The following is a 21,521-nucleotide window of genomic DNA, read 5'->3' as shown; positions in this document are numbered from 1 at the left end:
CGATTATCATAAGGAGGTTTCTCGTCATGAGTGCTCTCGAGGATGTGAAGGAAGTGACGCTGCCGGAACGTAAATTTATCGGCATGGCGCTCACCTCGGCGTTTGAGGCGCATGAGCCAAAGCGCGTGGAACAGCTGCAGAAGCTGTTTATCAGCCGCAGGTTTGAAATCAAGGGGATGTTGAATGCAGAGAGCTACGTCTGTCCTTCTTTCGTCTGCGAGCAGCTCTTCACGTACTTGTTCTGCATGGAGGTCAATCAGCTGTCCGTTATTCCCGATGGCATGATCGGCTTCACGATCCCGGAGCAGCGCTATATTACGGTACGCACGCTGGATGAAGACCCCTACGATGTGCTGCATGCCTACTTGAACGCGAGAGGGCTGCAGAACAACAAGCGCGGCATGTCACTTGAGGTGTACCAGGTTCATAAGCCGCAATGGCCGAATGAAGTCGATGTGTATGTACCTTTGGCGCCATAGGACTTACGCTCATGTTTCTCGGACTAGAGCTGACCGCATTCATCGGCCGCTCGTTCGTCAGCCATCCATCGTCGGCTTCAACGTCGTTTCGATTTTCTATTTATCTGATCTGCCCACGGGATGCACGGTCTGCCGTTAACAAAAACAGGTCCTGCCCGAAGGCAGGACCTGTTTTTGATTGTGGGGGCAAAGGATTAACAGAAGCCGCCGCGAAGAACGATTACGAGCAAAATATAAAGGACGAGAATTACGCCTGCACTAGTCCAGATAAGGTTTGGTCCGCAACCTGTTCCTGCTCCGCCTACACCATTCATGTATCCCACTGTACATACCTCCCGAGTGGTTGATTTGTGATTGTTTCATATCACATTGGTAATATATGATGCTGGCGCTGAATCGTTTGGACGTTTGTACGGGGTACAGCTATAATTACACATTCGCCTAGATGAAGCCTCAGGAACGGCAAGCGCCATAAGCCTTGCTGGACATTCGCCCATCTCGAGGGGTCAGAAGGCCGGGCGGGCAAACTGGCGAATGTTCTTGATACGCGATTCGCTCTTGATGTTAGCGCCGTTGCCGACGAGCATCAGCGCGGCGCCGCTGATCGCGATGATATCGACGCAGCCCACGCTGATGCGCGGATTGCAGTTGAACGTGGACATGGTGACGGGAGCTGCCTTCGCCGCGGCTTGGAGCCAAGGCGTAGCCGGCGGTACTTGACGGTTATAAATATTATAGGACTCGAAATAGACCTCCTTCGAGATCAGATGGTCCGATTCCCGCTGTACGGCTAACCCGCGAAGCTTAGGAGTGCTGTCCGCTCTGTCCCCAAACTGGACGACGGACGCGCTGCCGATGCTGGTGAGGTACGCGCCGCCAACCTCCGATACGCGTACAGGGTAGTCCGATTTTTCGGCAGGAAGCAGTTCGATCGAGAGCGGCTCATCCATTGTTCAGCTCTCCTGGCAGCACCGATGCTGCTGGTTTGGCCACATCTTCCTCGGCTTCGGAGTTTACTGCTCCTTCTGGTTCTTCAAGCGGCGCGAAAGGTCCCACGATGACCGATTCCGGCGGGGTGTCGAACATGGACACGAGCGATATGGATTGCGTGTCGCCGATTTGAAGGACGGAAGCACTCGCGACGGCTGTTAATTGGATGCTCCCAACGGCGAGGACGTGATTAACGACGTAAAGCTGCATTCGAATATGCCTCCTTATTGTTTCTGGTTTAGGGCTTGCTTTGCAATCGATTTAGGTAGCTCTGCAGCGCAGTATCGATGTCGCGCGTCGTTTTACGGATGACCTCGTCCTGTAAGCTGACCGGCTGCTGATCGGTTACTTCGTCTTTAGTGGATTCTGTCTTCTTGGAAAGGGACTGCATGTAAAATTGGATGCGCGCGCTCATCTGTTTGCGGATATCAGCGATGACTAGTCGTTCGTGGTAGGGATCCAATTGCACGCCGGTTTCGGCCTCCAGCTGACGAAGGCGCATCGGAGCATTTTGCTCCAAGTAACAATCGACTGCGCGAAGAATATCAGGATAGGGAGCGGGCGGCATGACTGCGGACGGCATGCCCATTGAAGCGGGCGAAGGAAACTGGTTCGGCTTCTGACTGGACTGCGGATCGGTATCCATCTCGGCCGGCTGTTTCGCTTCGTTCACGACAGTGTAATCGCCTTTGCCTGGCATGACGAGCTGGCCGATTTCCTTTACTTGCTCTTCGCTCGGTGCGGACATTCCGATGTTGAGCGTCCCGTCTAGCTTCTCTACCTTCAATTGGTCAAAATGATATTGGATGGTATCAACGTGATAATAGGGCTTCTTCTCCGCGGCGTTCAATCGTTCGTTCATTGCATCAAGCTGCCGGCAAAGTTTTTGGATGACCGCCTGCTGGTCATTCAATTGACATTGCATGCGCTGCACATATTGGTTGAGTGCCGCAATCATCTGCCAGGGGGTTGGCGGTGTGTTGGATTCATTCTGCATAATCGCGCAAGCCTCCCTTAGCTAATTCGGATTCGGCAGCGGAACGAAGTTCAAAGGATTCTCATCACCTAGCTGCGGGGCTGGACTTGTAAATCCACCCGTATTGTAAAGCTGCGCGTTGGAGGCGATCGAACCCGCCGTCCCGACTTGCAGGACGGAGGAATTCGTTACGTTGTTCACGCGAAGCTGATGAATGGTAATGGTTTGGTGAACCGTGAGATTCATCAAACGTTCACCCCGGTCGCCACGTTGTTCTCCGTATTGTCCTGCAAATCCGGATCGCTGGTGTTCGTGGCACTGACGGCATTATTGGAATTCGTTAAGCCACCGGTCAGAAAGGAACCCGATCCTGCGTAGGTTTTAGAGGAGCTTGACGGAGAAATTTGGACGGAATCGCCGAATTGCACGACAGCGCTCGAGCCGACGCTGATTACTTTAACAAAGCCGACAATTGCAGGCATAATGCGTCACTCCTTAACAGAAATACAGTTGAGCAGATGCTATATCTTATGCGGCAATCGCCCATGACGTGACTTGCAGGGGGAGGGGCGCATACTGCCGGATCCTCGCAGAGCTGCAGCTGAACCTGGCCGGATGGAATGAGAGGGCGAGTGTCAGGGCTCTAGGCGCATGCATATATTGGCTAATATAGGCATGGATCGGGGGTAATCGCATTGGCTTCCAATTGGGAGGAATTAGAGAAATGGATGGAGGAACAGCAGCTCCCCAAAGGTTTTGATATCTTCCGTCAATCGGAATGGATCGAGAATTACGTTCGCGGCATGATGAACAAAGCGATACCGGCCGCGTCCTCCGCCTTCCAGACGTCGAATGCCAACGTACTGGAAACGAAACGATTCGTCGTGGTCACTTATCCGCTCGGCGAAGCGGCGGATCTGACCGCCGTTCGATTGCTCGCCAAGGAAGACCGAATCAAAATCAGCGGACTTCCAAGCGGCGACAGCGAGGTCATTCGTCTACCGAAACTGGTGCTTCCCAGAACCTGTTTGGCGGAATACGACGGCGCCGTGCTCAAAATCAAGCTGCGCAAGCGGCCGCCAAGCAAACGGTCGCATGTTGCAAAGATCCAAGGCTTGTAAGCCGGAAAGCGATGCCAAATTGTCACCAATTTGTCCGATATTCTAGGAAGGTCGGCTGGCGCAGGAAGAGCTCATTCGCTATAATGCAAGTAAGATCTTGCATAGGGAGTGTTTTCCTTGACACTGGTGGATGTTAGTCAAATATCGGCAGCTCTATTCATCACGGGCGCGATTTTTATCATGCTGTTCTTCTCGCTGCTGAGCCTCGGCGTGCTACGAATGTTTCAGCAGCGATTCCGTTCAGGCGCGTACAGCTTCATCGGCGCAGTCGTCAGCGGTGTCGTGTTCGGCTTCATTCTGAATCAATGGTTCGTCTGACGAAACTCTTTACGCAGCTTTCCAGCCGTTTCCTGCATCTGCGATCGAGATGCGGAGACGGCTTTTTTCGTGTTTAAAACTTTGTTTGTCCAAATCGGCAGGTTGGTTTAAAAATAGTCAATAATCCAAGTTGCCAGAACATAAGATGGAGTATAAGATATTGATATGAGAGAATATTCAGAACATTTCGTCATCAATTGCACACGAGGGGAGGGCTTGCCGATGAACAAGAGTTATGAGGTGGAGTATTGCAATTTGGAGCTGCGTTTCGACCGCCGGCAAATCCAGAATCTCATTCGGGATTTGATTCAGGAAGGGTATTCGTTGTACTGGAGCGAAACCGATGTCTATTTTCTCATCTCCGTTCGAAGCGGCCGAAAGCTGGTTAAGCTTCGGTTCCAACGGGTGCGCAATCGTTACAAAATCATCGGCGACTATTTAATTAAAGATGAGAAGCTGTCGGATTTGCTGGAGAAGCTGATTAATGATTCACGCGGCCATGCCGTGGTCAAACGGTTCAAGGACAGGCAAATCGTAATTGAAAGCATTATGTTTGGCGAAATTATACGACTTGTGGAGGTGTCCGGCATGGAACATCGCATCATCTATCAGAAGAAACCATTTGTCACCGTCGAAGAAGTGATTCAGGCGTTTCAGTCGAAACGGGCTGAGGAAAGAGCGTCTGTGCTCCGGTATGAGCTGGATTACGAATTGTCCGTCCTCCACGAAGCGATCACCGAAGGCCGAGAAGCAGACATGGCGCAGTCCAAAGAGAGGCTGCAATCCCTAAGAACTGAGATGATACAGCTTGAGCTTTGAAATACCCGCGCTTGAAGTCATGAAATAAACTCCCGGATGCTTGCGAGCCGGGAGTTTATTTTGTTTTTGCCGAAATTTCGGCTTTCAATAGAGGCCGGCCGATATGCCGGGAATGAACCTGATTCTTTAATGGAAGGCTAGCACTATGCCAAGCTTTTCCCGAGGGCTTACTGCGTTCTGGGCAATTTTCTCACGAACAAGGTTTTCATTGCGCGTCAAAAGGAGTAAAATAGGAGTATTGTTTGCGCACGGAGCCTATTGGCACGACGCGCGTTGCTGCATCACTACATTAGAGAAAAGGTGTGGAAGAGATCAATGTCTAAACAACAAATCGGTGTTATCGGACTTGCCGTCATGGGTAAGAACCTTGCGCTTAACATTGAGAGCAGAGGGTTTACGGTATCCGTATTCAACCGCTCCCGCGAGAAAACGGACGACTTCATGAAAGAAGAAGCGGCTGGCAAAAACCTAGTCGGTACATACACAATCGAAGAATTCGTGGCATCGCTGGAATCGCCGCGCAAAATCCTGATCATGGTGCAAGCCGGCGCGGGTACGGACGCGACGATCGATGCGCTCGTGCCGCTGCTGGACGAAGGCGATATCATCATCGACGGCGGCAACGCCTACTTCCCTGACACGCAGCGCCGCAGCAAAGACCTTGAAGGACGCGGCATCCGCTTCATCGGAACCGGCGTATCCGGCGGTGAAGAAGGCGCGCTGAAAGGACCGTCCATCATGCCGGGCGGTCAAGAGTCCGCATATAAGCTGGTTGAGCCGATCCTTACGGCAATCTCCGCCAAAGTCGGCGGAGATCCTTGCTGCACATACATCGGACCGGACGGCGCGGGTCACTATGTGAAGATGGTTCACAACGGTATTGAGTATGGCGACATGCAGCTGATCTGCGAAGCTTACGACCTGCTGAGCCGCGTGCTGGGCGTCAGCACGGAAGAGCTGCAATCGATTTTCACGGAATGGAACAAAGGCGAGCTAGACAGCTACCTGATCGAAATTACGGCTGACATTTTCTCCAAATACGATCCGGACACGAACAAACCGATGGTCGACGTCATTTTGGATTCCGCCGGCCAGAAGGGTACGGGCAAGTGGACAAGCCAAAGCGCGCTTGATCTCGGCGTACCGCTGTCCATCATTACCGAATCCGTCTTCTCCCGTTTCTTGTCCGCACTGAAACAAGAGCGCGTCGAAGCGAGCAAGCTGCTCAAAGGACCGAAAGCGGCTCCGTACCAAGGCGACAAAGCGGCGTTCGTCGAATCCGTCCGCAAAGCGCTGTTCGCAAGCAAAATTTGCTCTTACGCGCAAGGCTTCGCGCAAATGCGCGCAGCATCCGATGAGTACGGCTGGAATCTGCGTTACGGCGATATCGCGATGATCTTCCGCGGCGGCTGCATCATCCGCGCAGGCTTCCTGCAAAACATCAAGGATGCCTACGACCGCAATGCAGGCCTATCCAACCTGCTGCTTGACAGCTACTTCCAAGAAATCGTGGAATCGTACCAAGGTGCATGGCGCGAAGTCATCGCGACTGCTGTGACGCAAGGAATCCCGGTTCCTGCCTTCGCAAGCGCGCTGTCCTACTACGACAGCTACCGTACGGAGCGCCTGCCGGCTAACCTGCTGCAAGCGCAGCGCGACTACTTCGGCGCACATACGTTCAAGCGTGTGGACAAAGAAGGCACGTTCCACTTCAATTGGATTCAATCGTAAGACCCGACATGACTTCCTGCAGACAGTGACGCAGCCGGTCGGCTTCCGGGCCGCAGCCGCTGCGCTGCTTGAGGAGCAGCAGGGAAGCTTCGGCGAAGCATTGAAATTTTCGTAACAGGAATGGCTGGGGGAGACCGAGTAAATCGGGTGCTTCGTCAGCCATTTTCTTTTTTACATATTCCAGCGTCCAAATCACGTCTTCGCGCGACAACGGGTAATCGGGGTTATTGATCCGGTCCATGCGGTACTGGACGGAGAAGGGCTCGGGCAGTGGAGCCATGGGGAGTCACTCCTCTATTCGAATGTTTGCAGCCGTACTATCAACTCTACGGTAGAAACAAGTTTTTTATACCCGTTAAAACTTAAAAATGGTATAATCATGGGACATGTTTATCGTGTTAGATCGCAGGTGGGAAGGTGTTCGTGAATGAGCAATAGGAAGCCGCGGCAGCATGTCGTGCTCATCGGTTTTATGGGAACGGGTAAATCTACGGTCGGCAAACAGCTGGCAGAGCAGCTCGGATGTACGACTTGCGACGTGGATGCCGAGATCGTAAGACGAGAGGGAGAGACGATCGCATCTATCTTCGCTAGCCGCGGGGAACAGCATTTTCGTGCTGCCGAGACCGCTGCGCTTGCCGAAGTGCTCCAATCGGAAGGGCCGCTGATTATTGCCACCGGCGGAGGCGCAGTGCTGGCTCCGGCCAACCGCGAGCTGATGCTTCAAGGCAGCTTTGTCGTTGCGTTGACGGCAGATCCGGAGCAGGTAATCGCGCGCGTCAGCCAGGATCCTGACCGGCCGCTTCTGCAAGGCGATGTTCGCGAACGCGTATATAAGCTGCTCGAGGACCGCAAGGGTGCATACGATTTTGCCCATTTGACCATCGATACGACGCAGCTCAGCGTGAAAGAGGTTGTGGAACAGATTCAGCAAGCCATGGAACAGAGCAAAGTCTGACATTCTACTAACGAAGGAGTTTTACGGACACTATGGACGTTATTGTAACCCCTACGCCCAAATTGCAAGGCGAACTTCAAGCACTATCTTCCAAGAATTATACGACGCGCTACCTGCTGGTGGCGGCGCTAGCGGAAGGTACGAGCACAATCTATTACCCTGCGCACAGCGAAGACAGCGACGCGATGCGCCGATGCATCCGCGATCTCGGCGCCGTGATCGAGGAAGACGAAGAGAAGATAACCATCAAGGGCTTCGGTTCCCGTCCGCACGACGTGAAAGAGCTGGATGTCGGCAATGCCGGTGCGGTTCTGCGCTTCCTAATGGCGATCGCGGCGCTTGCTCCTGACGTGACGTTCATTAACCGCTACCCGGATTCCCTCGGCAAACGGCCGCATGACGATCTAATTAATGCGCTCCGCCAGATCGGCGTTGACGTGCAGCATAACGACGGCAAGCTGCCGATTACCATCCGCGGCGGCGCAGCCAAGGGCGGTAAAATCCAAGTATCCGGCAGCGTAAGCTCTCAATTCTTGAGCGCGCTGCTGTTCTTAACGCCGCTTCTTGCGGAAGACAGCGAGATCGAAGTGCTGCATGACCTGAAATCCAAAGTCGTCGTCGGCCAAACGCTCGAGGTGCTGGAGCAGGCGGGAATCGTCATCGAAGCTAGCGACGATCTAATGCACTACCGCGTGAAGGGCGGCCAGCGGTACGAGGCCAAGCAGTATATTGTTCAAGGTGACTACCCTGGCTCCGCAGCTGTACTCGCTGCAGCGGCCGTGACACAGTCTGACGTAAAGCTGCACCGCTTGATGGAGAACAGCAAGCAAGGTGAGCGCGCGATCGTCGATGTGCTTCGCATGATGGAAGTACCTCTGACGCATGAGAATGGCACCGTGCACGTCCAAGGTAATGGCAAGCTCAAGGCACTGGAATTCGACGGCGACAAAGCGACGGATGCCGTGCTGGCTATGGTGGCCGCGGCTGTATTCGCCGAGGGCACATCCCGGTTCTACGATGTCGAGAATCTCCGCTACAAGGAATGCGACCGGATCACGGATTATTTGAACGAGCTTCGTAAAGCAGGCGCCAACGTGGAAGAACGCCGCAGCGAGATCATCGTGCATGGTCGTCCGGAAGGCGTCGAGGGCGGCGTGGACATTAACGCGCATTACGATCACCGCGTCATTATGGCCTTGACCGTCGTTGGTCTTCGCGCGAAGAAGCCAATCCGTATTCATGACGCGCATCATGTTGCGAAGTCGTATCCGATCTTCTTCGATCACATGAAATCGCTTGGCGCGAACGTGGAATGGGTTGACTAGAAATAAGACACGGGTATCAGCGACAAGGCTCGTGCTCTAAGCCGAAATAGGGAAAGGACTGTGCCGTATGACATTCACAAATCCTTCGCGAGACGAAATCAAACAACTGCTGGAAGCCACGCATACAATCGCGGTCGTAGGCTTGTCGGACAATCCGGAGCGGACGTCGCACATGGTTGCGGCAGCGATGCAGGCCAAGGGCTACCGAATCATTCCCGTCAATCCGAACGCCGATGTCATCTTAGGCGAACGCAGCTATCCGTCCCTTCGCGACATTCCGGAGCCGGTCGATCTCGTCAACGTCTTCCGGCGCAGCGAGCATACACCGCCGATCGCAGCTGATGCCGCAGCGATCGGCGCTAAGGCGCTCTGGTTGCAGCTTGGCGTCGAGAGCGGGGAAGCAGCGGACATTGCCGCCAAGGCCGGCTTGACTGTAATTATGGACCGATGCATTAAAGTAGAAGACTCCATTTTGCTGCCGCACGGGAATTCCAAATCCTAACGGTTATAATTTTGTGTTGTCTCTCCAACAATAAAGGAGGCTTTCGAGAACCGAGGCATTGAAGCCGTCGAGCTCGGGGCCAAATCCCAGGATTTCTAGGAGGACAACACGACGATGAATCAATACGGGCAGCAGGGCTTTGGCATGAACGCATCGGGAATGAAGCAGCAGAACCAATATCAACCATCGGGCTATGTACAATCCAACTACCAAGGCATTCCGAAGCAGCAACCCGGCAGCATTTCCGCCCAATCGAACACGGGACCGGTCATCTCTCATCTGGGTTATTCGGCGAACAGCGGTTACGGCCAACAAGCCTCTATGAATTCGTTCTCCAGCCAAAACTTCTCGAACAACTCGCAGCCTGTGCTGTCGCACTTCGGCGGCAGCTCCATTCAAGCGAACTCGCAGCCGGTAATTTCGCACGTAGGCGGCTATCAAGCGCAAAACACGCAGCAGGCCCAGCCTTACCAATCGTCCGGTATGCAGTATCAATCCGGATTCGGTCAAAGCTCCTATAACGCGAGCTCGCAGCCGGTGATTTCGCACTTCGGCGGCTACCAAGCGCAGCAAGCTCAGCCGCAGCAAACGACTCAATACGTAAACCAATCCCAATCGCAGCCGGTGATCTCGCACTTTGGCGGCTATCAAGCGCAAAGTCAAGGCATGAACGCAGGGTACGGTGCGACGAACTTTACGAGCCAAGCTGGCAACACCCCGGTTCTGCAGAGCTTCGGGTATGCCAACCAAGGTCCGGTCATATCCCGCACGGGTTATACCGCTAGTGGAAGCCAAATGGGCATGGGCAACAACCAACAACGTTTCTAAGCCGCAGCATCCGGGCTGAACGTTGTGACGGGACGGCGGACTTCGGGTCCGCCGTTTTCTTTTTGACAATGGGGGAGGAAACCCTTACGATCAAATAAGAATCCGTGACCGATTTCGATAGCGAAGCCGCGATCCCATAGATAGAAAGGGGGAAACTTATGAACATCATGGGTCATTTGCAGCAACTCGGCCGATCCTTGATGCTTCCAACCATCGTGCTGCCAGGGGCAGCGGTATTTATCGCTCTCAGTTCGCTGCCTTGGGACTCGATGGGTATGCCGAGTATCCATACACATCTGCTAATGGCAGGCGAAGCACTGTTTCGTTATTTGCCGTATTTATTTGCGTTCGGCGTTGCGATGGGGATGACGAGCAATGCGGGTACGGCTGGACTCGCCGCGATCGCAGGGATGTTCATCTATACAAGCATTATTAATGCGAGCCATTACGAGCTGGAGCCGACGGTTTTTACCGGCGTCATTATCGGCATCGTCACCAGTATTTTGAACGAACGATTCAAATCAATCAAGCTGCCGGAATACATTCAGTTTTTCGGAGGACCCCGCTTTATTCCGTTGATCGTCAGCGTCTTCTCCACGCTTTGGGCGATCGTGATGGTACAGATCGCGCCGATCATACATAACGCGCTCATTGAGCTCGGGGATATCGTCAACTCGGGCGGGGGCTTCGGTGTGTTTCTGTTCGGGTTCGTGCTGCGCATCCTGGTCGTATTCGGGCTGCACCACTTGGTCAGCCATGTATTCTGGTTTCAGGTGGGCGGTTATCAGGCGCCGGACGGCATGATGATTTTCGGCGATTTGCCGCGTTTCTTCGCCGGCGACCCGTCGGCCGGCGCATTCATGGCGGGGCTGTATCCCACGATGATGTTCGCACTGCCGGCGATTGCATTTGCTATCATTCATGAGGCGAGAGAGGACTTGAAGCCGAAGATTCGCAAAACATTCTTGACTGCGGCTCTCGCTTCTTTCTTAACGGGTGTCACAGAACCAATTGAATTCGCGTTTTTATTTGTGGCGCCATATCTATTCGTCGTCCACGCGCTGCTCTCGGGTATGATGATGTGGATTACGTACGAGCTTGGCATTCGCGCGGGCTTCTCGTTCTCGGCGGGGGCTATCGATTATCTGATCAACGAGCATCTGTCGACTCGCGGCTGGCTGCTTATACCAATCGGCATCTTGTTCGGATTGTTGTATTACGTCATGTTCCGGTGGGCGATTCGGAGATTCCGGATTCCAACGCCGGGCCGCGAGGAAGGTTCGCAGCTGGATGAATGGGCAGGCGATATTCCGTACCGCGCGCCGCTTATCTTGCAGGCGATCGGCGGCAAGGAGAACATCATTCAGATGGAAGCCTGTATAACCCGTCTGCGTCTGAAGGTCGGAAGCGACAAGCAGATAGACAACAACGCGCTGAAGCATCTCGGCGCCGCGGGTGTCATCCGGCTCGGGGGCGGCAACGTGCAGATCGTGTTCGGCACGTATTCCGAGCTCATACGGGAGGAAATGGACAAGGCGATTCGAAGAGATATATCGAGGGTGTTGTTCTGCTCGCCGGTGCAAGGGCGTATGATGCCTTTGAGTGAGGTGCCAGACCCGATCTTCGCCGGCAAGCTCGTCGGTGACGGCGTTGCGTTCATGCCGGATAAAGGGGAACTCGTGTCGCCCGTATTCGGCAAGGTCATTCATGTTTATCCGTCGATGCATGCCATCGGCATTCGGACCCCAGAAGGGCTTGAAGTGCTGCTGCACATCGGCATCGATACATCACAGCTGAAGGGCCACGGGTTTCACGCGGTCGTCAAGGAAGGCGACCAGGTGAAACCGGGACAGATGCTCATTACGTTCGATATGCAGAAAATCCGCAAAGGAAGCAAATCGCTGGCAACACCGATGGTCATTACCAATTCGGACCGGGTCAGCTCCTGGAGCTTCGCGCCGTTCAAGGGCGTCAAGCGCGGGCAAGCTTCCGTCATGTCGGTCGTTCTAAAAGAGAGAAGCGGTGGAGGGGAAACAGCGTGATTCAAGGAATAGGGGCTTCATCAGGTATCGCCATCGGCAAAGCGTTTGTCCTTCCCAACTGGGAGTGGGATTTGCCGGAGCAGAAAATAGACGTCGGCGACTTGGCACGAGAGTTTGACCGCCTCTACGAAGGCATCCGCACATCTAAGGTCGAGATCGAACAGATGAAGGACGAGCTGCGCGAGGTGGTCGGCGCCGAGGAAAGCTATATATTCGACGCACATTTGGCGATATTGGACGATCCGGTCTTCATGAACGAAATCCAAGGCATCATCCAGCGCCAATACAAAGCGGCCGAGGTAGCGGTCAAGGAAGCGATCGACCATTTCGTTACGATGTTTGACCTGCTGGATGATGAATACATGAAGGAGCGGGCGCTCGACATCAAAGATGTCGGCAACCGTCTGCTGAAGCATTTGCTGGGGGCTCCTGAGATTACACTGCCATCTGATACGCAGCCTTTCATACTGATTGCCAAGGAGCTGTCTCCCTCGCAGCTGGCGCATCTGAATCCGAGTCATGTGCTCGGTATTGCGACGCTTGCGGGCAGCACGACTTCGCATTCCTCTATCATGGCCAGAGCGCTCGGCGTTCCGCTCGTGGTCGGCATTGAGTCCAAGCTGGAAGAAGCGATCCAGACAGGCGATATGCTGATTATAGATGGAGAGCTCGGCGTGGTTCATCTGCATCCGGAGCAGTCCTTAGTAGATTTGTACACCAGCAAGCAGATTATGTACGGCGAGAAGAAGCAGCGGCTAAAGGGCATTGTCAGCGTCAAGCCGGTTACGCAGGACGGCAAGGAAATGGAGCTCAGCGCCAATATCAGCTCGCTGAAAGAGCTCGACGTCGCGTTATCCAGCGGAACGAACGGCGTAGGCTTGTTCCGTACCGAATTTCTATATATGGATCGCAGCCGGCTGCCGCAAGAAGAAGAACAATTCGAGGTATACCGGACCGTAGCGGAGAAGCTTGGCAGCAAGCCACTCATTATTCGCACGCTGGATATCGGCGGGGATAAGCATTTGGATTACTTCGAATTACCTGAAGAGGATAATCCGTTTCTTGGGTACCGGGCGATCCGGATTTGTCTCGACAAAACGGATTTGTTCAAAACGCAGCTGCGGGCGATTCTGCGCGCCAGCCATTACGGCAACGTGAAAATCATGTATCCGCTCATATCATCCGTGGATGAGGTACAAGCTGCGAACGCGCTGCTGGAGCAGTGCAAGCAGGAGCTGCGCACCGAAGGGCTTCCCTTCGCGGACAAAGTGGAAGTAGGCATCATGATCGAGCTGCCGGCTGCCGTGCTCATCGCGGATTTGCTCGCCGATGAGGTGGATTTCTTCAGTATTGGCACAAATGACTTGATTCAATTCACTCTTGCCGTCGATCGGATGAACGAGCAGATTTCGCATATGTATGAGCCGTATCACCCGTCCGTGCTGCGGATGATCAAGCTGACGGTGGAAGCGGCCAAGCACAAGGGCATTCACGTGGGCGTATGCGGCGAGATGGCCGGCGACCTTAAGGCGCTTCCGATTTGGCTGGCGCTGGACATCGATGAGCTGAGTATGTCGGCGCATTCTATATTGCCCGTTAAAGAGCGGCTGCTAACGCTGAAGCAGCAGGAGAGCCGGGATTTGTTCAACAGCTTGCTGAGCTGCAGAACGAGCAGTCAAATTCATGAGAAGCTTCGCGCCGTACAGGGAGAACAGCCTGCGGCTGACTTCCCAGCGGTATCCAAAAGCTCCTAATCGCAGCAAAGAGGCGGCAAACGATAGTTTGCCGCCTCTTTATTCCTAAAGGCTTGTTACCTGGTTAGCTTAGCCTGCTCAGCTGCCGCGAAGCGCGTCCACGAATGCTTTCGCATAAGGCGGCAGATCCGGCGGTCGACGGGCAGAGATGAGATTTCCGTCTACGACGACCGCCTCATCGTACCAGATCGCTCCTGCATTCTCCATATCATCACGAATGCCCGGGGTGGAGGTTACTTTGCGGCCAGCTAAAATTTTGGCGGAAATCAGCACCCAGCCGGCGTGGCAAATCTGCCCGATTGGTTTGGCTGCCGCATCCAATTCGCGTACAAGCTCCAGCACCTTGGGGTAGCGGCGGATTTTGTCGGGCGCCCAGCCGCCGGGGACGAGCAGGCCGTCGATCCGGCTGCCGTCCATTTCATCGTAGGCGATATCGGTTGTAGCAGGCACGCCGTATTTTCCAATATGAGTGCGATTCTTCTCCGGTCCTGCGAACAGAACCGTTGCGCCTTCCTCGCGGACGCGGTAGACGGGATACCATAATTCGAGATCCTCGAATTCGTCGTCAAGCAGGCAAATAATCGTTTTTCCTTGCAAGGACATGTCCAAGCCTCCTTCTATGGAACGCGTTAACGTCATTCCTAATCCTATTCATTGTAACGAAGGTGATTCTATGAAGCAAACCGCTAAGAGATGGCTGGCATGCGCGCCAAGCATCTTCATTATGGCAGCCATTTATCTGCTCTCATCCAGAACGGGTGATGAATTGAATACGTTTCTTCCCTGGTTTCAGAAGCTGTTCCCTGCAATGGCGAGTTTTGATTGGGGTCATTTCCTCGCGTATTTCGTACTTTCGCTTACGTTCGCTTACGCGTTCGGACGCAGAGGCGAGAGCTGGCTTGCGAAGCTGCTCATCATCGTCATGTGCGTTGCTTACGGGGTAACCGATGAGTATCACCAGTCCTTCGTCGCAGGGCGAACGCCTGATCCTGATGATCTCCTGCATGACGGAATCGGCGCTGCTTTGGCCGTGCTTTTGCTGGCTGTGCCAAGGGTTCGAACGCTGTGGAGACGTCTGGTTCTAAGACCCGAATGATGCAAAAATTACAACTTTTTCGGAAGCAGGACTTTTCTTAGGTGGGTCGAATACCTTTAACGTCTAGCTGTGCTTTCTAGCACTCGAAAGTCTAGAAGCCGTGCTGCTAAATGGAGAAGGAGTGGGGTAGTTTGCATAAGCGCTGTTCTTGCGGCGATGTGATGCCGATGAAGCTGCGTACCGTCATCTATTCGAACAAAGTTGAAATCGACAACGTTCCGATTTACTCATGCACGTCATGCAACCGCAGCGAGGTGTTCCCGGAAGTGAAGCCGGACTTGACTGGATTGATCAGCACGCTGGGTGCATTCCCCGTAAAACAAACTTATTTGTTTAACGAATGGAATGAATGGGCAAAGCTGTTGGTAGAAGCGTATCACGATCAGAAGCATTCCGATCCTGCCATGATGAGAAGGCTGACTGAGGAACGAATCGATATGCTTCTGGATTTGTTTGCAGTAGCGCAGGCTTCAGGCGACGAGGACTGGACGGCTGATATACATAAGCGTCTTGCTCAATTAAGCAGAAGTTTGCTTCAGTACGGATAGTAGAGGGGTGTCGATGTCGAAGTGAAACTGCCGAATCCAATGAGAACGATTGCAAATTGGGAAGAGGCCTTCGAGCACTCTTATCGACAACCTGTTCTTGTGTTCAAGCACAGCACAAACTGCTCGATTAGCAGCGGCGCTTACGAGGAACTGTCCAATTGGCTCGAGGACGCGGCTTCACTGGCTGTCAGGCTCGAAATGGTACTTGTTCCGGAGGATCGGTTCGTATCGAACGCCATCGCGGATAAACTGCATCTCAAGCATGAATCGCCGCAATTGATTTTAGTAACGGACGGCAACGTGTCCTGGTATGCTTCCCACTGGCGGATTACCTACTCGACATTAGACGAGCATCTCGGTACGCATTGCGAAAAGTAATATTTTGTCGTATCATTAACGATAAAGTATTGCGGGCGAGATAAAAATTTGAACTAATGGAGAGAAGGACTGTGACGGTAACCATTTATGATGTAGCAAGAGAAGCAGGCGTGTCGATGGCGACAGTATCGCGGGTTGTCAATAACAATCCGAACGTGAAGCCTCAGACGCGCAAGAAAGTGTTCGAAGCCATTGAACGACTCGGCTATCGTCCAAATGCCGTTGCACGCGGTCTTGCTAGCAAAAAAACGACAACAGTCGGTGTTGTGATTCCCGATATCTCCAATGCGATCTTCGCGGAAGTTGCGCGGGGCATTGAAGATATTGCAAATATGTATCACTACAATATTATTTTGTGCAACGCGGATAAGAAGAAAGATAAAGAGATTCGCGTTATTAACACGCTGCTTGAGAAGCAGGTTGACGGTCTTCTGTTCATGGGCGGAGCCGTAACGGAGGAGCATTTGCAAGCGTTCAAAACCGCCAACGTGCCGATCGTCCTCTGTGCGACGACGGACGAGCATGGCACCATTCCTTCCGTCGATATCGATCACGAAAGTGCGGCGTTCGACGCTGTCCAAACATTGATTAAACAAGGTCATCGTTCGATCGCGATGATCGGCGGCACGCTGCAGGATCCTGCAAATGGTTATGCCCGTTTTCAAGGCTACAAGCGTGCGCTGGAATCAGCTGGTTTACCGTATGACGAGAACCTGGTTCGAATCGGCAATTACCGCTATGAATCCGGCGTGGACGCGATGAAATATTTCCTGGAGCTGCCTAGCCGTCCAACGGCTGTTTTTTCGGCTACGGACGAGATGGCGATCGGCGCCATTCACTGCATTCAAGATGCCGGCTTGAAAGTGCCGGATAACATCTCCGTCATCAGCGTGGACAACAGCCGGATGGCCTCCATGGTCAGACCGCAGCTGACGGCCGTCGCGCAGCCGATGTACGACATCGGAGCTGTGTCGATGCGTCTGCTGACGAAGCTGATGAAGAAGGAATCGGTCGAGAACGCCAAAGTTATTCTACCGCATGAAATTGTGACCCGTCAGTCAGTAGGGAGTTTATAGATGACAGCTTCGTACACCAAAATCGGCATTATCGGTGCCATGGTTGAAGAGATTGAGCTGCTTCATAAGCATGTCGAGAAGACAGGTTCTTTCGTGAAGGCAGGCATTGAATATGTAGAAGGCATGCTTCACGGGCGTCAAGTCGTGTTCTGCAAATCCGGTGTCGGCAAAGTGAATGCAGCGGTGTGCACGCAATTGCTCATCGATGCAGGCGTGGACTGCGTGTTATTCACAGGTGTCGCCGGCGCGGTTGATCCAAGCCTGAACATCGGCGATCTTGTGGTGTCGACAACCTGCTTGCAGCATGACATGGACTGCACGCCGCTTGGATTTGCGCGCGGGCAGATTCCGTTCCAGGACACCTGGGAGTTTCAGGCAGCTCCGGATCTCGTAGCCTTGGCAAGCCAAGCCTGCGAGCGTCTATTCCCAGGCCGCTGCATGCAAGGCAAAGTGCTCTCCGGCGATCAGTTCATCGCATCTCGAGATGCGGTACTCGCGCTTTACGACGATCTCGGCGGCGCATGTACGGAGATGGAAGGCGCTTCGCTTGCCCAAGTGTGTGTCATGAACGATATTCCGTTCGTCGTCATCCGCTCGATGTCGGACAAGGCTGACGGTTCGGCGGATGTGAACTTTACGGAATTTACGATTCAAGCGTCCGTGAACTCCCATGCGATCATTGACGAAATGCTTCAGCATATCTAAGTTCGTAATTTAAGTAGCTTTGACGCCATTCAATAAAGGCATCCCCCGTTCATTCTTCTATGAAGAAATTGCGGGGGATGCCTTTTTGGTTTTTAGATCTGTTCCAGCACTTGAGCCGTGATCTCGCGGTTGCGCTGTACAATTTGCGCTCTGCGAGGCATAGGCTGCCAAGTGCTCAAATCATCGAGCCATTGGTCGGGCAGGGGCTCTGTGCTCATGTCCGACCAGCGCTCCCGCCAAGCATGCGGCAGAGGTGCATTGCCGCCCCCTTCTGCGTTCAGGCGGGCGGAAATGGGGTGATCGGACATCTCGAGCCACACGAGCGCCCAAGCGCGCGGTACGACGCGCCATATGTCGTAGCCGCCGCCGCCGACGGCAATCCAGCGTCCGTCTGTGTACGTATGCGCAAGCTGATGGATAATGGACGGCATCGCTTGGTAGATGCGCATGCTGCACTGAATATGCGACAGCGGATCGAAGGCATGCGCATCGCAGCCATGCTGACTGATGATGACGTCCGGCTTGAACATGGCCGCTGTCTTCTCCAAGGTTAAGCGAAAGCTGTCAAGCCACGATTCGTCCTCCGTATACGGCTCCATCGGAACATTGACGCTCATTCCGAAGCCAGCGTCCATACCGCGCTCCGAAATAAAGCCGGTTCCGGGAAACAGAAACTTGCCCGTTTCATGGATGGAATATGTGCAAACGTCGGGATCGGCGTAGAAAACCCACTGCACGCCGTCGCCATGATGAACGTCCGTATCGATGTAGAGCACGCGGGCGCCGTACTGCTTGCGGATATGCGCAATGGCGACTGCCGCATCGTTATAGACGCAGAAGCCCGATGCGCGGTCCGGAAAAGCATGGTGAAGTCCGCCTGCCATATGATACGCGTGTTTGGCCGAGCCCGACATGACCAGATCGGCGGCATGTACAGAGCCGCCGACGATGGCCGCCGCTGCCTCGTTCATGCCTGCAAAATAAGGTGTATCCTCTGTGCCTAACCCGTACCGTTCGGCTTGTGCGGCCGCTTCCGCAAGCGGTTGACTGGTGCTGAGACGGTTCACGGCTTGCACGTAATCCGCCCTGTGCACAAGCTGCAGCAGTTCATCGCCTGCTGGCGCGGGCATGACGATCGATGAAGGCTCAAGCGCCCCGGCGGTTTCGAGCAAGTGCCGCGCCGCCGTCAGCCGAATCGGATTAAAGGGATGCTCCGAAGCTAATTCATACCGCTCCGCGGCGGGGTGATGAATGAATACGGCATTTGCCGCCATGCTGCTTCAACTGCCTTTCTACTAATGCTGCATGTCTGCTTCTAATACATGAACCGCTGCCTGAAGCGGACGCGGTCGAATTGTTCAACGGAGCTGAGCGGCACTTCTCTGCCGATTCGAACCATGAGGCAATTGGCGGGATGTGCGCATATCTCGGGATCGTCGGTGGCGAACCATACCATGCCTGCCGTTTTCATTAAATTCTCCATCATGCTTCTGTAATCCCAGACGCTGAGTCCGGTGCCCTCAAGATCCCAATGCCAATAATACTCCGTCGTATAGACGATGACATTCTCCAGCTGCTGCTGTGCGAATGCAAGCTGTATCATTCGTTTGGCCAGACCGAGTCCGCGGTAATCATCGGAGACTTCAACGGCGCCGAGCTCGATCAAATCCATCATCCCGCCCTCCGACCACCGCTCCAATTCATCGGGATAATGGAAGGTAACGTAACCGACGATGGTATCGCCGTCCCTTGCCGCGATAATCCGGCCCTCGGGAAGCTCTGCAATCTCAATCAGCGCCTTGAACTGTTCGGCGGGTCTGCGGAAGGCATCCAGCTGCGCGTGCAATTCAAGCCCATGCAGCGCTTCGGCGGGGAGGGGGCCTTCTATTCTAATTTCCCGATTTTGAAAGGGTAGAAATTCCGTTTGCGTTACTTTGCGATGCTCCAAAGCGGGTGGCTCCCTTCGCGTTCTAACCTACTTATAGCAAAAAAAAGTTGGAATGAAAAGCATGGTCCAACAACATCTGGCATGCTATAATTGTAAGCGTATTCGTATGGACATAGAAAACATGGTCGTACAATGGGTAGGAGGATGATGGACAATGTTGAATATGCATCAAGAACGGGTACCGGCAGCGGCATCCGGCTCCAACATGACGAACTACGAAGAAACCTATGAACAATTCAGTTTTGAACAGCTTGAACAGCAGTTTTCCTGGCACGAAACAGGTAAGGTCAACATGGCCTTTGAAGCAATCGACCGTCATGTTGCAGAAGGACGGGGCGACAAAATTGCACTCTATTATAGCGATGCCGTCAGAGACGAGTCCTACACGTTCCAAGAGCTCTCCAAGCAATCCAATCGCTTTGCGAACGTGCTTCGCGGCTTGGGTATCGGGAAAGGCGAACGCGTGTTTATTTTTATGCCGCGCACACCTGAGCTTTACTTTGCTTTGCTGGGCGCATTGAAGGTAGGCGCTGTCGTCGGCCCGCTGTTCGAAGCGTTTATGGAAACAGCCGTAAGAGACCGCTTGCAGGATAGCGGCGCAGTCGCAATTGTCACGACGCCGGCGCTGCTCTCGCGTATTCCGCGCAGCGAGCTTCCGAACCTGAAGCATATCATCGTCTACGGAGATGACGTTCAGCCGGGCGAGGGCATCGTCGATTTCAAAGCCGAAATGGCAGCAGCCTCGGAGCAGGCCGATATCGAGTGGCTGGGCCGCGAAGACGGACTGCTGATTCACTATACATCCGGTTCCACCGGCAAGCCGAAAGGCGTCTTTCACGTGCAGAATGCCATGATTCAGCATTATTTTACGGGCCGGGTCGTCCTGGACCTGCAGCCGAATGATGTCTACTGGTGTACGGCCGACCCAGGTTGGGTGACGGGCACCTCTTACGGAATATTCGCGCCGTGGCTGAATGGAGCGACGAACGTTATTCGCGGCGGCCGCTTCAGTCCGCAGGACTGGTATAAGACGATTGAGCGCTATGGCGTTACCGTATGGTACAGTGCGCCGACGGCCTTCCGCATGCTGATGGGCGCAGGCGACGATGTGGTGCAGCAGTTCAACCTCTCCAGTCTTCGCCATGTGCTCAGTGTCGGCGAGCCGCTTAATCCCGAGGTTGTTCGCTGGGGACTTAAAGTTTATGACCAGCGGATTCATGATACCTGGTGGATGACGGAAACCGGCGCCCAGCTCATCTGCAACTACCCGAGCATGGATATTAAGCCGGGTTCGATGGGTAAGCCAATCCCAGGCGTGCAAGCGGCCATTATCGACGACAACGGCAATGAGCTGGCACCTTACCAAATGGGCAATCTGGCCATTAAAGCGCCTTGGCCGTCCATGATGCGCAAAGTGTGGAATAATCCGGCGAAATACGATGAATATTTCCGTATTCCAGGCTGGTACATCTCAGGAGATTCCGCATATCTCGATGAGGACGGATACTTCTGGTTCCAAGGCCGTATTGACGATGTAATCAATACAGCAGGGGAGCGCGTAGGTCCTTTCGAAGTCGAGAGCAAGCTGGTCGAGCATCCGGCTGTCGCCGAAGCGGGCGTCATCGGCAAGCCAGACCCGATGCGCGGTGAAATCATCAAAGCGTTTGTAGCGCTCCGTGAAGGCTATACGCCGTCGGAAGAGCTGAAGACCGATATTGCGAAGTTTGTAAAAGAAGGCCTCTCCGCGCATGCTGCGCCGCGAGAAATCGAATTTAAAGATAAGCTGCCGAAGACGCGCAGCGGCAAGATTATGCGCCGCGTGCTGAAGGCATGGGAACTGAACTTGCCGACAGGCGATTTGTCGACAATCGAAGACTAGCGCAAGCGGCAAGCGGCAAGCGGCAAGCAAAGAACCGTCCGGTATCCA

The 21,521-nt window shown here is 53.8% G+C and carries 26 protein-coding genes; 17 read left to right on the top strand and 9 right to left on the bottom strand.

Annotated elements, in window-relative coordinates; genetic code table 11:
- The first annotated feature begins 26 nt into the window (after positions 1-26).
- A complete protein-coding gene (locus tag KXU80_RS08535) occupies positions 27-479 on the top strand; it encodes a GyrI-like domain-containing protein (protein WP_219837779.1) in 453 nt (150 codons plus the stop codon).
- Between the two features lie 506 nt (positions 480-985).
- Here KXU80_RS08535 and KXU80_RS08530 read toward each other — a convergent pair.
- From KXU80_RS08530 to KXU80_RS08510, 5 genes are read right to left on the bottom strand one after another with little or no spacing between them, the layout of a single operon-like run.
- Positions 986-1,429: a spore germination protein GerPE gene (locus KXU80_RS08530; RefSeq protein WP_219837778.1), complete on the bottom strand. Its 444-nt coding sequence runs from the start codon at positions 1,427-1,429 to the stop codon at positions 986-988.
- On the bottom strand, positions 1,422-1,679 hold the full coding sequence (locus tag KXU80_RS08525; RefSeq protein WP_219839289.1) for a hypothetical protein: 258 nt from the start codon (positions 1,677-1,679) through the stop codon (positions 1,422-1,424). The genes KXU80_RS08530 and KXU80_RS08525 overlap by 8 nt, the downstream gene beginning before the upstream one ends.
- Positions 1,680-1,707: 28 nt before the next feature.
- Entirely contained in the window at positions 1,708-2,466 is a 759-nt protein-coding gene (gene gerPC / locus KXU80_RS08520) for a spore germination protein GerPC (RefSeq protein ID WP_219837777.1), read from the bottom strand.
- A gap of 21 nt (positions 2,467-2,487) precedes the next feature.
- Positions 2,488-2,691 (bottom strand): spore germination protein GerPB, encoded by a 204-nt coding sequence (locus KXU80_RS08515; RefSeq protein WP_219837776.1) that lies wholly within the window; start codon positions 2,689-2,691, stop codon positions 2,488-2,490.
- Positions 2,691-2,927 (bottom strand): spore germination protein, encoded by a 237-nt coding sequence (locus KXU80_RS08510; protein ID WP_219837775.1) that lies wholly within the window; start codon positions 2,925-2,927, stop codon positions 2,691-2,693. The genes KXU80_RS08515 and KXU80_RS08510 overlap by 1 nt, the downstream gene beginning before the upstream one ends.
- Positions 2,928-3,140: 213 nt before the next feature.
- On the opposite strand from KXU80_RS08510, the gene KXU80_RS08505 reads away from it, so the two are divergent.
- The 4 genes from KXU80_RS08505 to gndA all read left to right on the top strand — a co-directional run bounded on the left by KXU80_RS08505 (position 3,141) and on the right by gndA (position 6,434).
- On the top strand, positions 3,141-3,566 hold the full coding sequence (locus KXU80_RS08505; RefSeq protein WP_219837774.1) for a hypothetical protein: 426 nt from the start codon (positions 3,141-3,143) through the stop codon (positions 3,564-3,566).
- A gap of 126 nt (positions 3,567-3,692) precedes the next feature.
- Positions 3,693-3,884, top strand: a complete 192-nt coding sequence (locus KXU80_RS08500; RefSeq protein WP_308858298.1) for a hypothetical protein — start codon at positions 3,693-3,695, stop codon at positions 3,882-3,884.
- 222 nt (positions 3,885-4,106) lie between these two features.
- Complete coding sequence (locus KXU80_RS08495; protein WP_219837772.1) at positions 4,107-4,703, top strand: hypothetical protein; 597 nt, start codon at positions 4,107-4,109, stop codon at positions 4,701-4,703.
- 315 nt (positions 4,704-5,018) lie between these two features.
- The gene (gndA, locus tag KXU80_RS08490) at positions 5,019-6,434 is read left to right on the top strand and encodes an NADP-dependent phosphogluconate dehydrogenase (RefSeq protein ID WP_219837771.1); all 1,416 of its coding nucleotides are present in this window, start codon (positions 5,019-5,021) and stop codon (positions 6,432-6,434) included.
- Here gndA and KXU80_RS08485 read toward each other — a convergent pair.
- The gene (locus KXU80_RS08485; protein WP_219837770.1) at positions 6,415-6,714 is read right to left on the bottom strand and encodes a hypothetical protein; all 300 of its coding nucleotides are present in this window, start codon (positions 6,712-6,714) and stop codon (positions 6,415-6,417) included. The two genes, gndA and KXU80_RS08485, sit on opposite strands and share 20 nt — an antisense overlap.
- A 147-nt stretch (positions 6,715-6,861) precedes the next feature.
- Between KXU80_RS08485 and KXU80_RS08480 the strand changes: the two genes are divergently transcribed.
- The 6 genes from KXU80_RS08480 (at position 6,862) to ptsP (ending at position 13,843) form a co-directional block, all read left to right on the top strand.
- Complete coding sequence (locus tag KXU80_RS08480; RefSeq protein ID WP_219837769.1) at positions 6,862-7,392, top strand: shikimate kinase; 531 nt, start codon at positions 6,862-6,864, stop codon at positions 7,390-7,392.
- 32 nt (positions 7,393-7,424) lie between these two features.
- Positions 7,425-8,717 carry a 3-phosphoshikimate 1-carboxyvinyltransferase gene (aroA, locus tag KXU80_RS08475; protein WP_219837768.1) on the top strand — a complete coding sequence of 431 codons (1,293 nt, stop codon included), beginning with the start codon at positions 7,425-7,427 and terminating at the stop codon, positions 8,715-8,717.
- 67 nt (positions 8,718-8,784) lie between these two features.
- On the top strand, positions 8,785-9,219 hold the full coding sequence (locus KXU80_RS08470) for a CoA-binding protein (RefSeq protein WP_219837767.1): 435 nt from the start codon (positions 8,785-8,787) through the stop codon (positions 9,217-9,219).
- A gap of 114 nt (positions 9,220-9,333) precedes the next feature.
- Entirely contained in the window at positions 9,334-10,047 is a 714-nt protein-coding gene (locus KXU80_RS08465; protein WP_219837766.1) for a hypothetical protein, read from the top strand.
- A 158-nt stretch (positions 10,048-10,205) separates the two neighbouring features.
- A complete protein-coding gene (locus tag KXU80_RS08460; protein WP_219837765.1) occupies positions 10,206-12,089 on the top strand; it encodes a glucose PTS transporter subunit IIA in 1,884 nt (627 codons plus the stop codon).
- Positions 12,086-13,843: a phosphoenolpyruvate--protein phosphotransferase gene (gene ptsP / locus KXU80_RS08455; protein ID WP_219837764.1), complete on the top strand. Its 1,758-nt coding sequence runs from the start codon at positions 12,086-12,088 to the stop codon at positions 13,841-13,843. The genes KXU80_RS08460 and ptsP overlap by 4 nt, the downstream gene beginning before the upstream one ends.
- Before the next feature lie 78 nt (positions 13,844-13,921).
- Here the strand turns inward: ptsP and KXU80_RS08450 are convergent, their stop codons facing one another.
- Entirely contained in the window at positions 13,922-14,446 is a 525-nt protein-coding gene (locus KXU80_RS08450) for a type 1 glutamine amidotransferase domain-containing protein (RefSeq protein WP_219837763.1), read from the bottom strand.
- Between the two features lie 70 nt (positions 14,447-14,516).
- Between KXU80_RS08450 and KXU80_RS08445 the strand changes: the two genes are divergently transcribed.
- The 5 genes from KXU80_RS08445 (at position 14,517) to KXU80_RS08425 (ending at position 17,646) form a co-directional block, all read left to right on the top strand.
- Entirely contained in the window at positions 14,517-14,939 is a 423-nt protein-coding gene (locus KXU80_RS08445) for a VanZ family protein (protein WP_219837762.1), read from the top strand.
- 110 nt (positions 14,940-15,049) lie between these two features.
- Positions 15,050-15,487 (top strand): hypothetical protein, encoded by a 438-nt coding sequence (locus KXU80_RS08440; protein ID WP_308858213.1) that lies wholly within the window; start codon positions 15,050-15,052, stop codon positions 15,485-15,487.
- Positions 15,488-15,508: 21 nt separating this feature from the next.
- Positions 15,509-15,865, top strand: coding sequence for a bacillithiol system redox-active protein YtxJ (gene ytxJ / locus KXU80_RS08435; protein ID WP_258171320.1), 357 nt, complete (start codon positions 15,509-15,511; stop codon positions 15,863-15,865).
- A 71-nt stretch (positions 15,866-15,936) separates the two neighbouring features.
- Complete coding sequence (gene ccpA / locus KXU80_RS08430) at positions 15,937-16,941, top strand: catabolite control protein A (RefSeq protein WP_219837761.1); 1,005 nt, start codon at positions 15,937-15,939, stop codon at positions 16,939-16,941.
- Positions 16,942-17,646 (top strand): 5'-methylthioadenosine/adenosylhomocysteine nucleosidase, encoded by a 705-nt coding sequence (locus KXU80_RS08425; RefSeq protein ID WP_219837760.1) that lies wholly within the window; start codon positions 16,942-16,944, stop codon positions 17,644-17,646.
- 92 nt (positions 17,647-17,738) lie between these two features.
- On the opposite strand, the gene KXU80_RS08420 is transcribed toward KXU80_RS08425, so the two are convergent.
- Both KXU80_RS08420 and KXU80_RS08415 read right to left on the bottom strand, forming a co-directional pair.
- Entirely contained in the window at positions 17,739-18,920 is a 1,182-nt protein-coding gene (locus KXU80_RS08420) for an acetoin utilization protein AcuC (protein WP_219837759.1), read from the bottom strand.
- Between the two features lie 41 nt (positions 18,921-18,961).
- Positions 18,962-19,594 (bottom strand): GNAT family N-acetyltransferase, encoded by a 633-nt coding sequence (locus tag KXU80_RS08415; RefSeq protein WP_219837758.1) that lies wholly within the window; start codon positions 19,592-19,594, stop codon positions 18,962-18,964.
- Positions 19,595-19,748: 154 nt separating this feature from the next.
- Between KXU80_RS08415 and acsA the strand changes: the two genes are divergently transcribed.
- The gene (acsA, locus tag KXU80_RS08410) at positions 19,749-21,473 is read left to right on the top strand and encodes an acetate--CoA ligase (protein ID WP_219837757.1); all 1,725 of its coding nucleotides are present in this window, start codon (positions 19,749-19,751) and stop codon (positions 21,471-21,473) included.
- Positions 21,474-21,521: the final 48 nt, after the last annotated feature.

The organism is Paenibacillus sp. R14(2021) (assembly GCF_019431355.1).
In the GTDB taxonomy this organism is placed as follows: domain Bacteria; phylum Bacillota; class Bacilli; order Paenibacillales; family Paenibacillaceae; genus Paenibacillus_Z.
Note: the sequence above shows the minus strand (reverse complement) of the source record. Positions and strands in the feature narration are given on the sequence as shown.

Excerpts from the sequence above, each read along its gene's own strand:
- KXU80_RS08485 (WP_219837770.1), bottom strand. The coding sequence starts at position 6,714 with ATGGCTCCACTGCCCGAGCCCTTCTCCGTCCAGTACCGCATGGACCGG.
- KXU80_RS08510 (WP_219837775.1), bottom strand. The coding sequence starts at position 2,927 with ATGCCTGCAATTGTCGGCTTTGTTAAAGTAATCAGCGTCGGCTCGAGC.
- KXU80_RS08420 (WP_219837759.1), bottom strand. The coding sequence starts at position 18,920 with ATGGCGGCAAATGCCGTATTCATTCATCACCCCGCCGCGGAGCGGTAT.
- KXU80_RS08495 (WP_219837772.1), top strand. The coding sequence starts at position 4,107 with ATGAACAAGAGTTATGAGGTGGAGTATTGCAATTTGGAGCTGCGTTTC.
- KXU80_RS08525 (WP_219839289.1), bottom strand. The coding sequence starts at position 1,679 with ATGCAGCTTTACGTCGTTAATCACGTCCTCGCCGTTGGGAGCATCCAA.
- aroA (WP_219837768.1), top strand. The coding sequence starts at position 7,425 with ATGGACGTTATTGTAACCCCTACGCCCAAATTGCAAGGCGAACTTCAA.
- KXU80_RS08465 (WP_219837766.1), top strand. The coding sequence starts at position 9,334 with ATGAATCAATACGGGCAGCAGGGCTTTGGCATGAACGCATCGGGAATG.
- KXU80_RS08480 (WP_219837769.1), top strand. The coding sequence starts at position 6,862 with ATGAGCAATAGGAAGCCGCGGCAGCATGTCGTGCTCATCGGTTTTATG.
- KXU80_RS08470 (WP_219837767.1), top strand. The coding sequence starts at position 8,785 with ATGACATTCACAAATCCTTCGCGAGACGAAATCAAACAACTGCTGGAA.
- gndA (WP_219837771.1), top strand. The coding sequence starts at position 5,019 with ATGTCTAAACAACAAATCGGTGTTATCGGACTTGCCGTCATGGGTAAG.
- gerPC (WP_219837777.1), bottom strand. The coding sequence starts at position 2,466 with ATGCAGAATGAATCCAACACACCGCCAACCCCCTGGCAGATGATTGCG.
- KXU80_RS08425 (WP_219837760.1), top strand. The coding sequence starts at position 16,942 with ATGACAGCTTCGTACACCAAAATCGGCATTATCGGTGCCATGGTTGAA.
- KXU80_RS08515 (WP_219837776.1), bottom strand. The coding sequence starts at position 2,691 with ATGAATCTCACGGTTCACCAAACCATTACCATTCATCAGCTTCGCGTG.
- KXU80_RS08530 (WP_219837778.1), bottom strand. The coding sequence starts at position 1,429 with ATGGATGAGCCGCTCTCGATCGAACTGCTTCCTGCCGAAAAATCGGAC.
- KXU80_RS08440 (WP_308858213.1), top strand. The coding sequence starts at position 15,050 with ATGGAGAAGGAGTGGGGTAGTTTGCATAAGCGCTGTTCTTGCGGCGAT.
- KXU80_RS08535 (WP_219837779.1), top strand. The coding sequence starts at position 27 with ATGAGTGCTCTCGAGGATGTGAAGGAAGTGACGCTGCCGGAACGTAAA.
- KXU80_RS08445 (WP_219837762.1), top strand. The coding sequence starts at position 14,517 with ATGAAGCAAACCGCTAAGAGATGGCTGGCATGCGCGCCAAGCATCTTC.
- KXU80_RS08450 (WP_219837763.1), bottom strand. The coding sequence starts at position 14,446 with ATGTCCTTGCAAGGAAAAACGATTATTTGCCTGCTTGACGACGAATTC.
- acsA (WP_219837757.1), top strand. The coding sequence starts at position 19,749 with ATGTTGAATATGCATCAAGAACGGGTACCGGCAGCGGCATCCGGCTCC.
- KXU80_RS08460 (WP_219837765.1), top strand. The coding sequence starts at position 10,206 with ATGAACATCATGGGTCATTTGCAGCAACTCGGCCGATCCTTGATGCTT.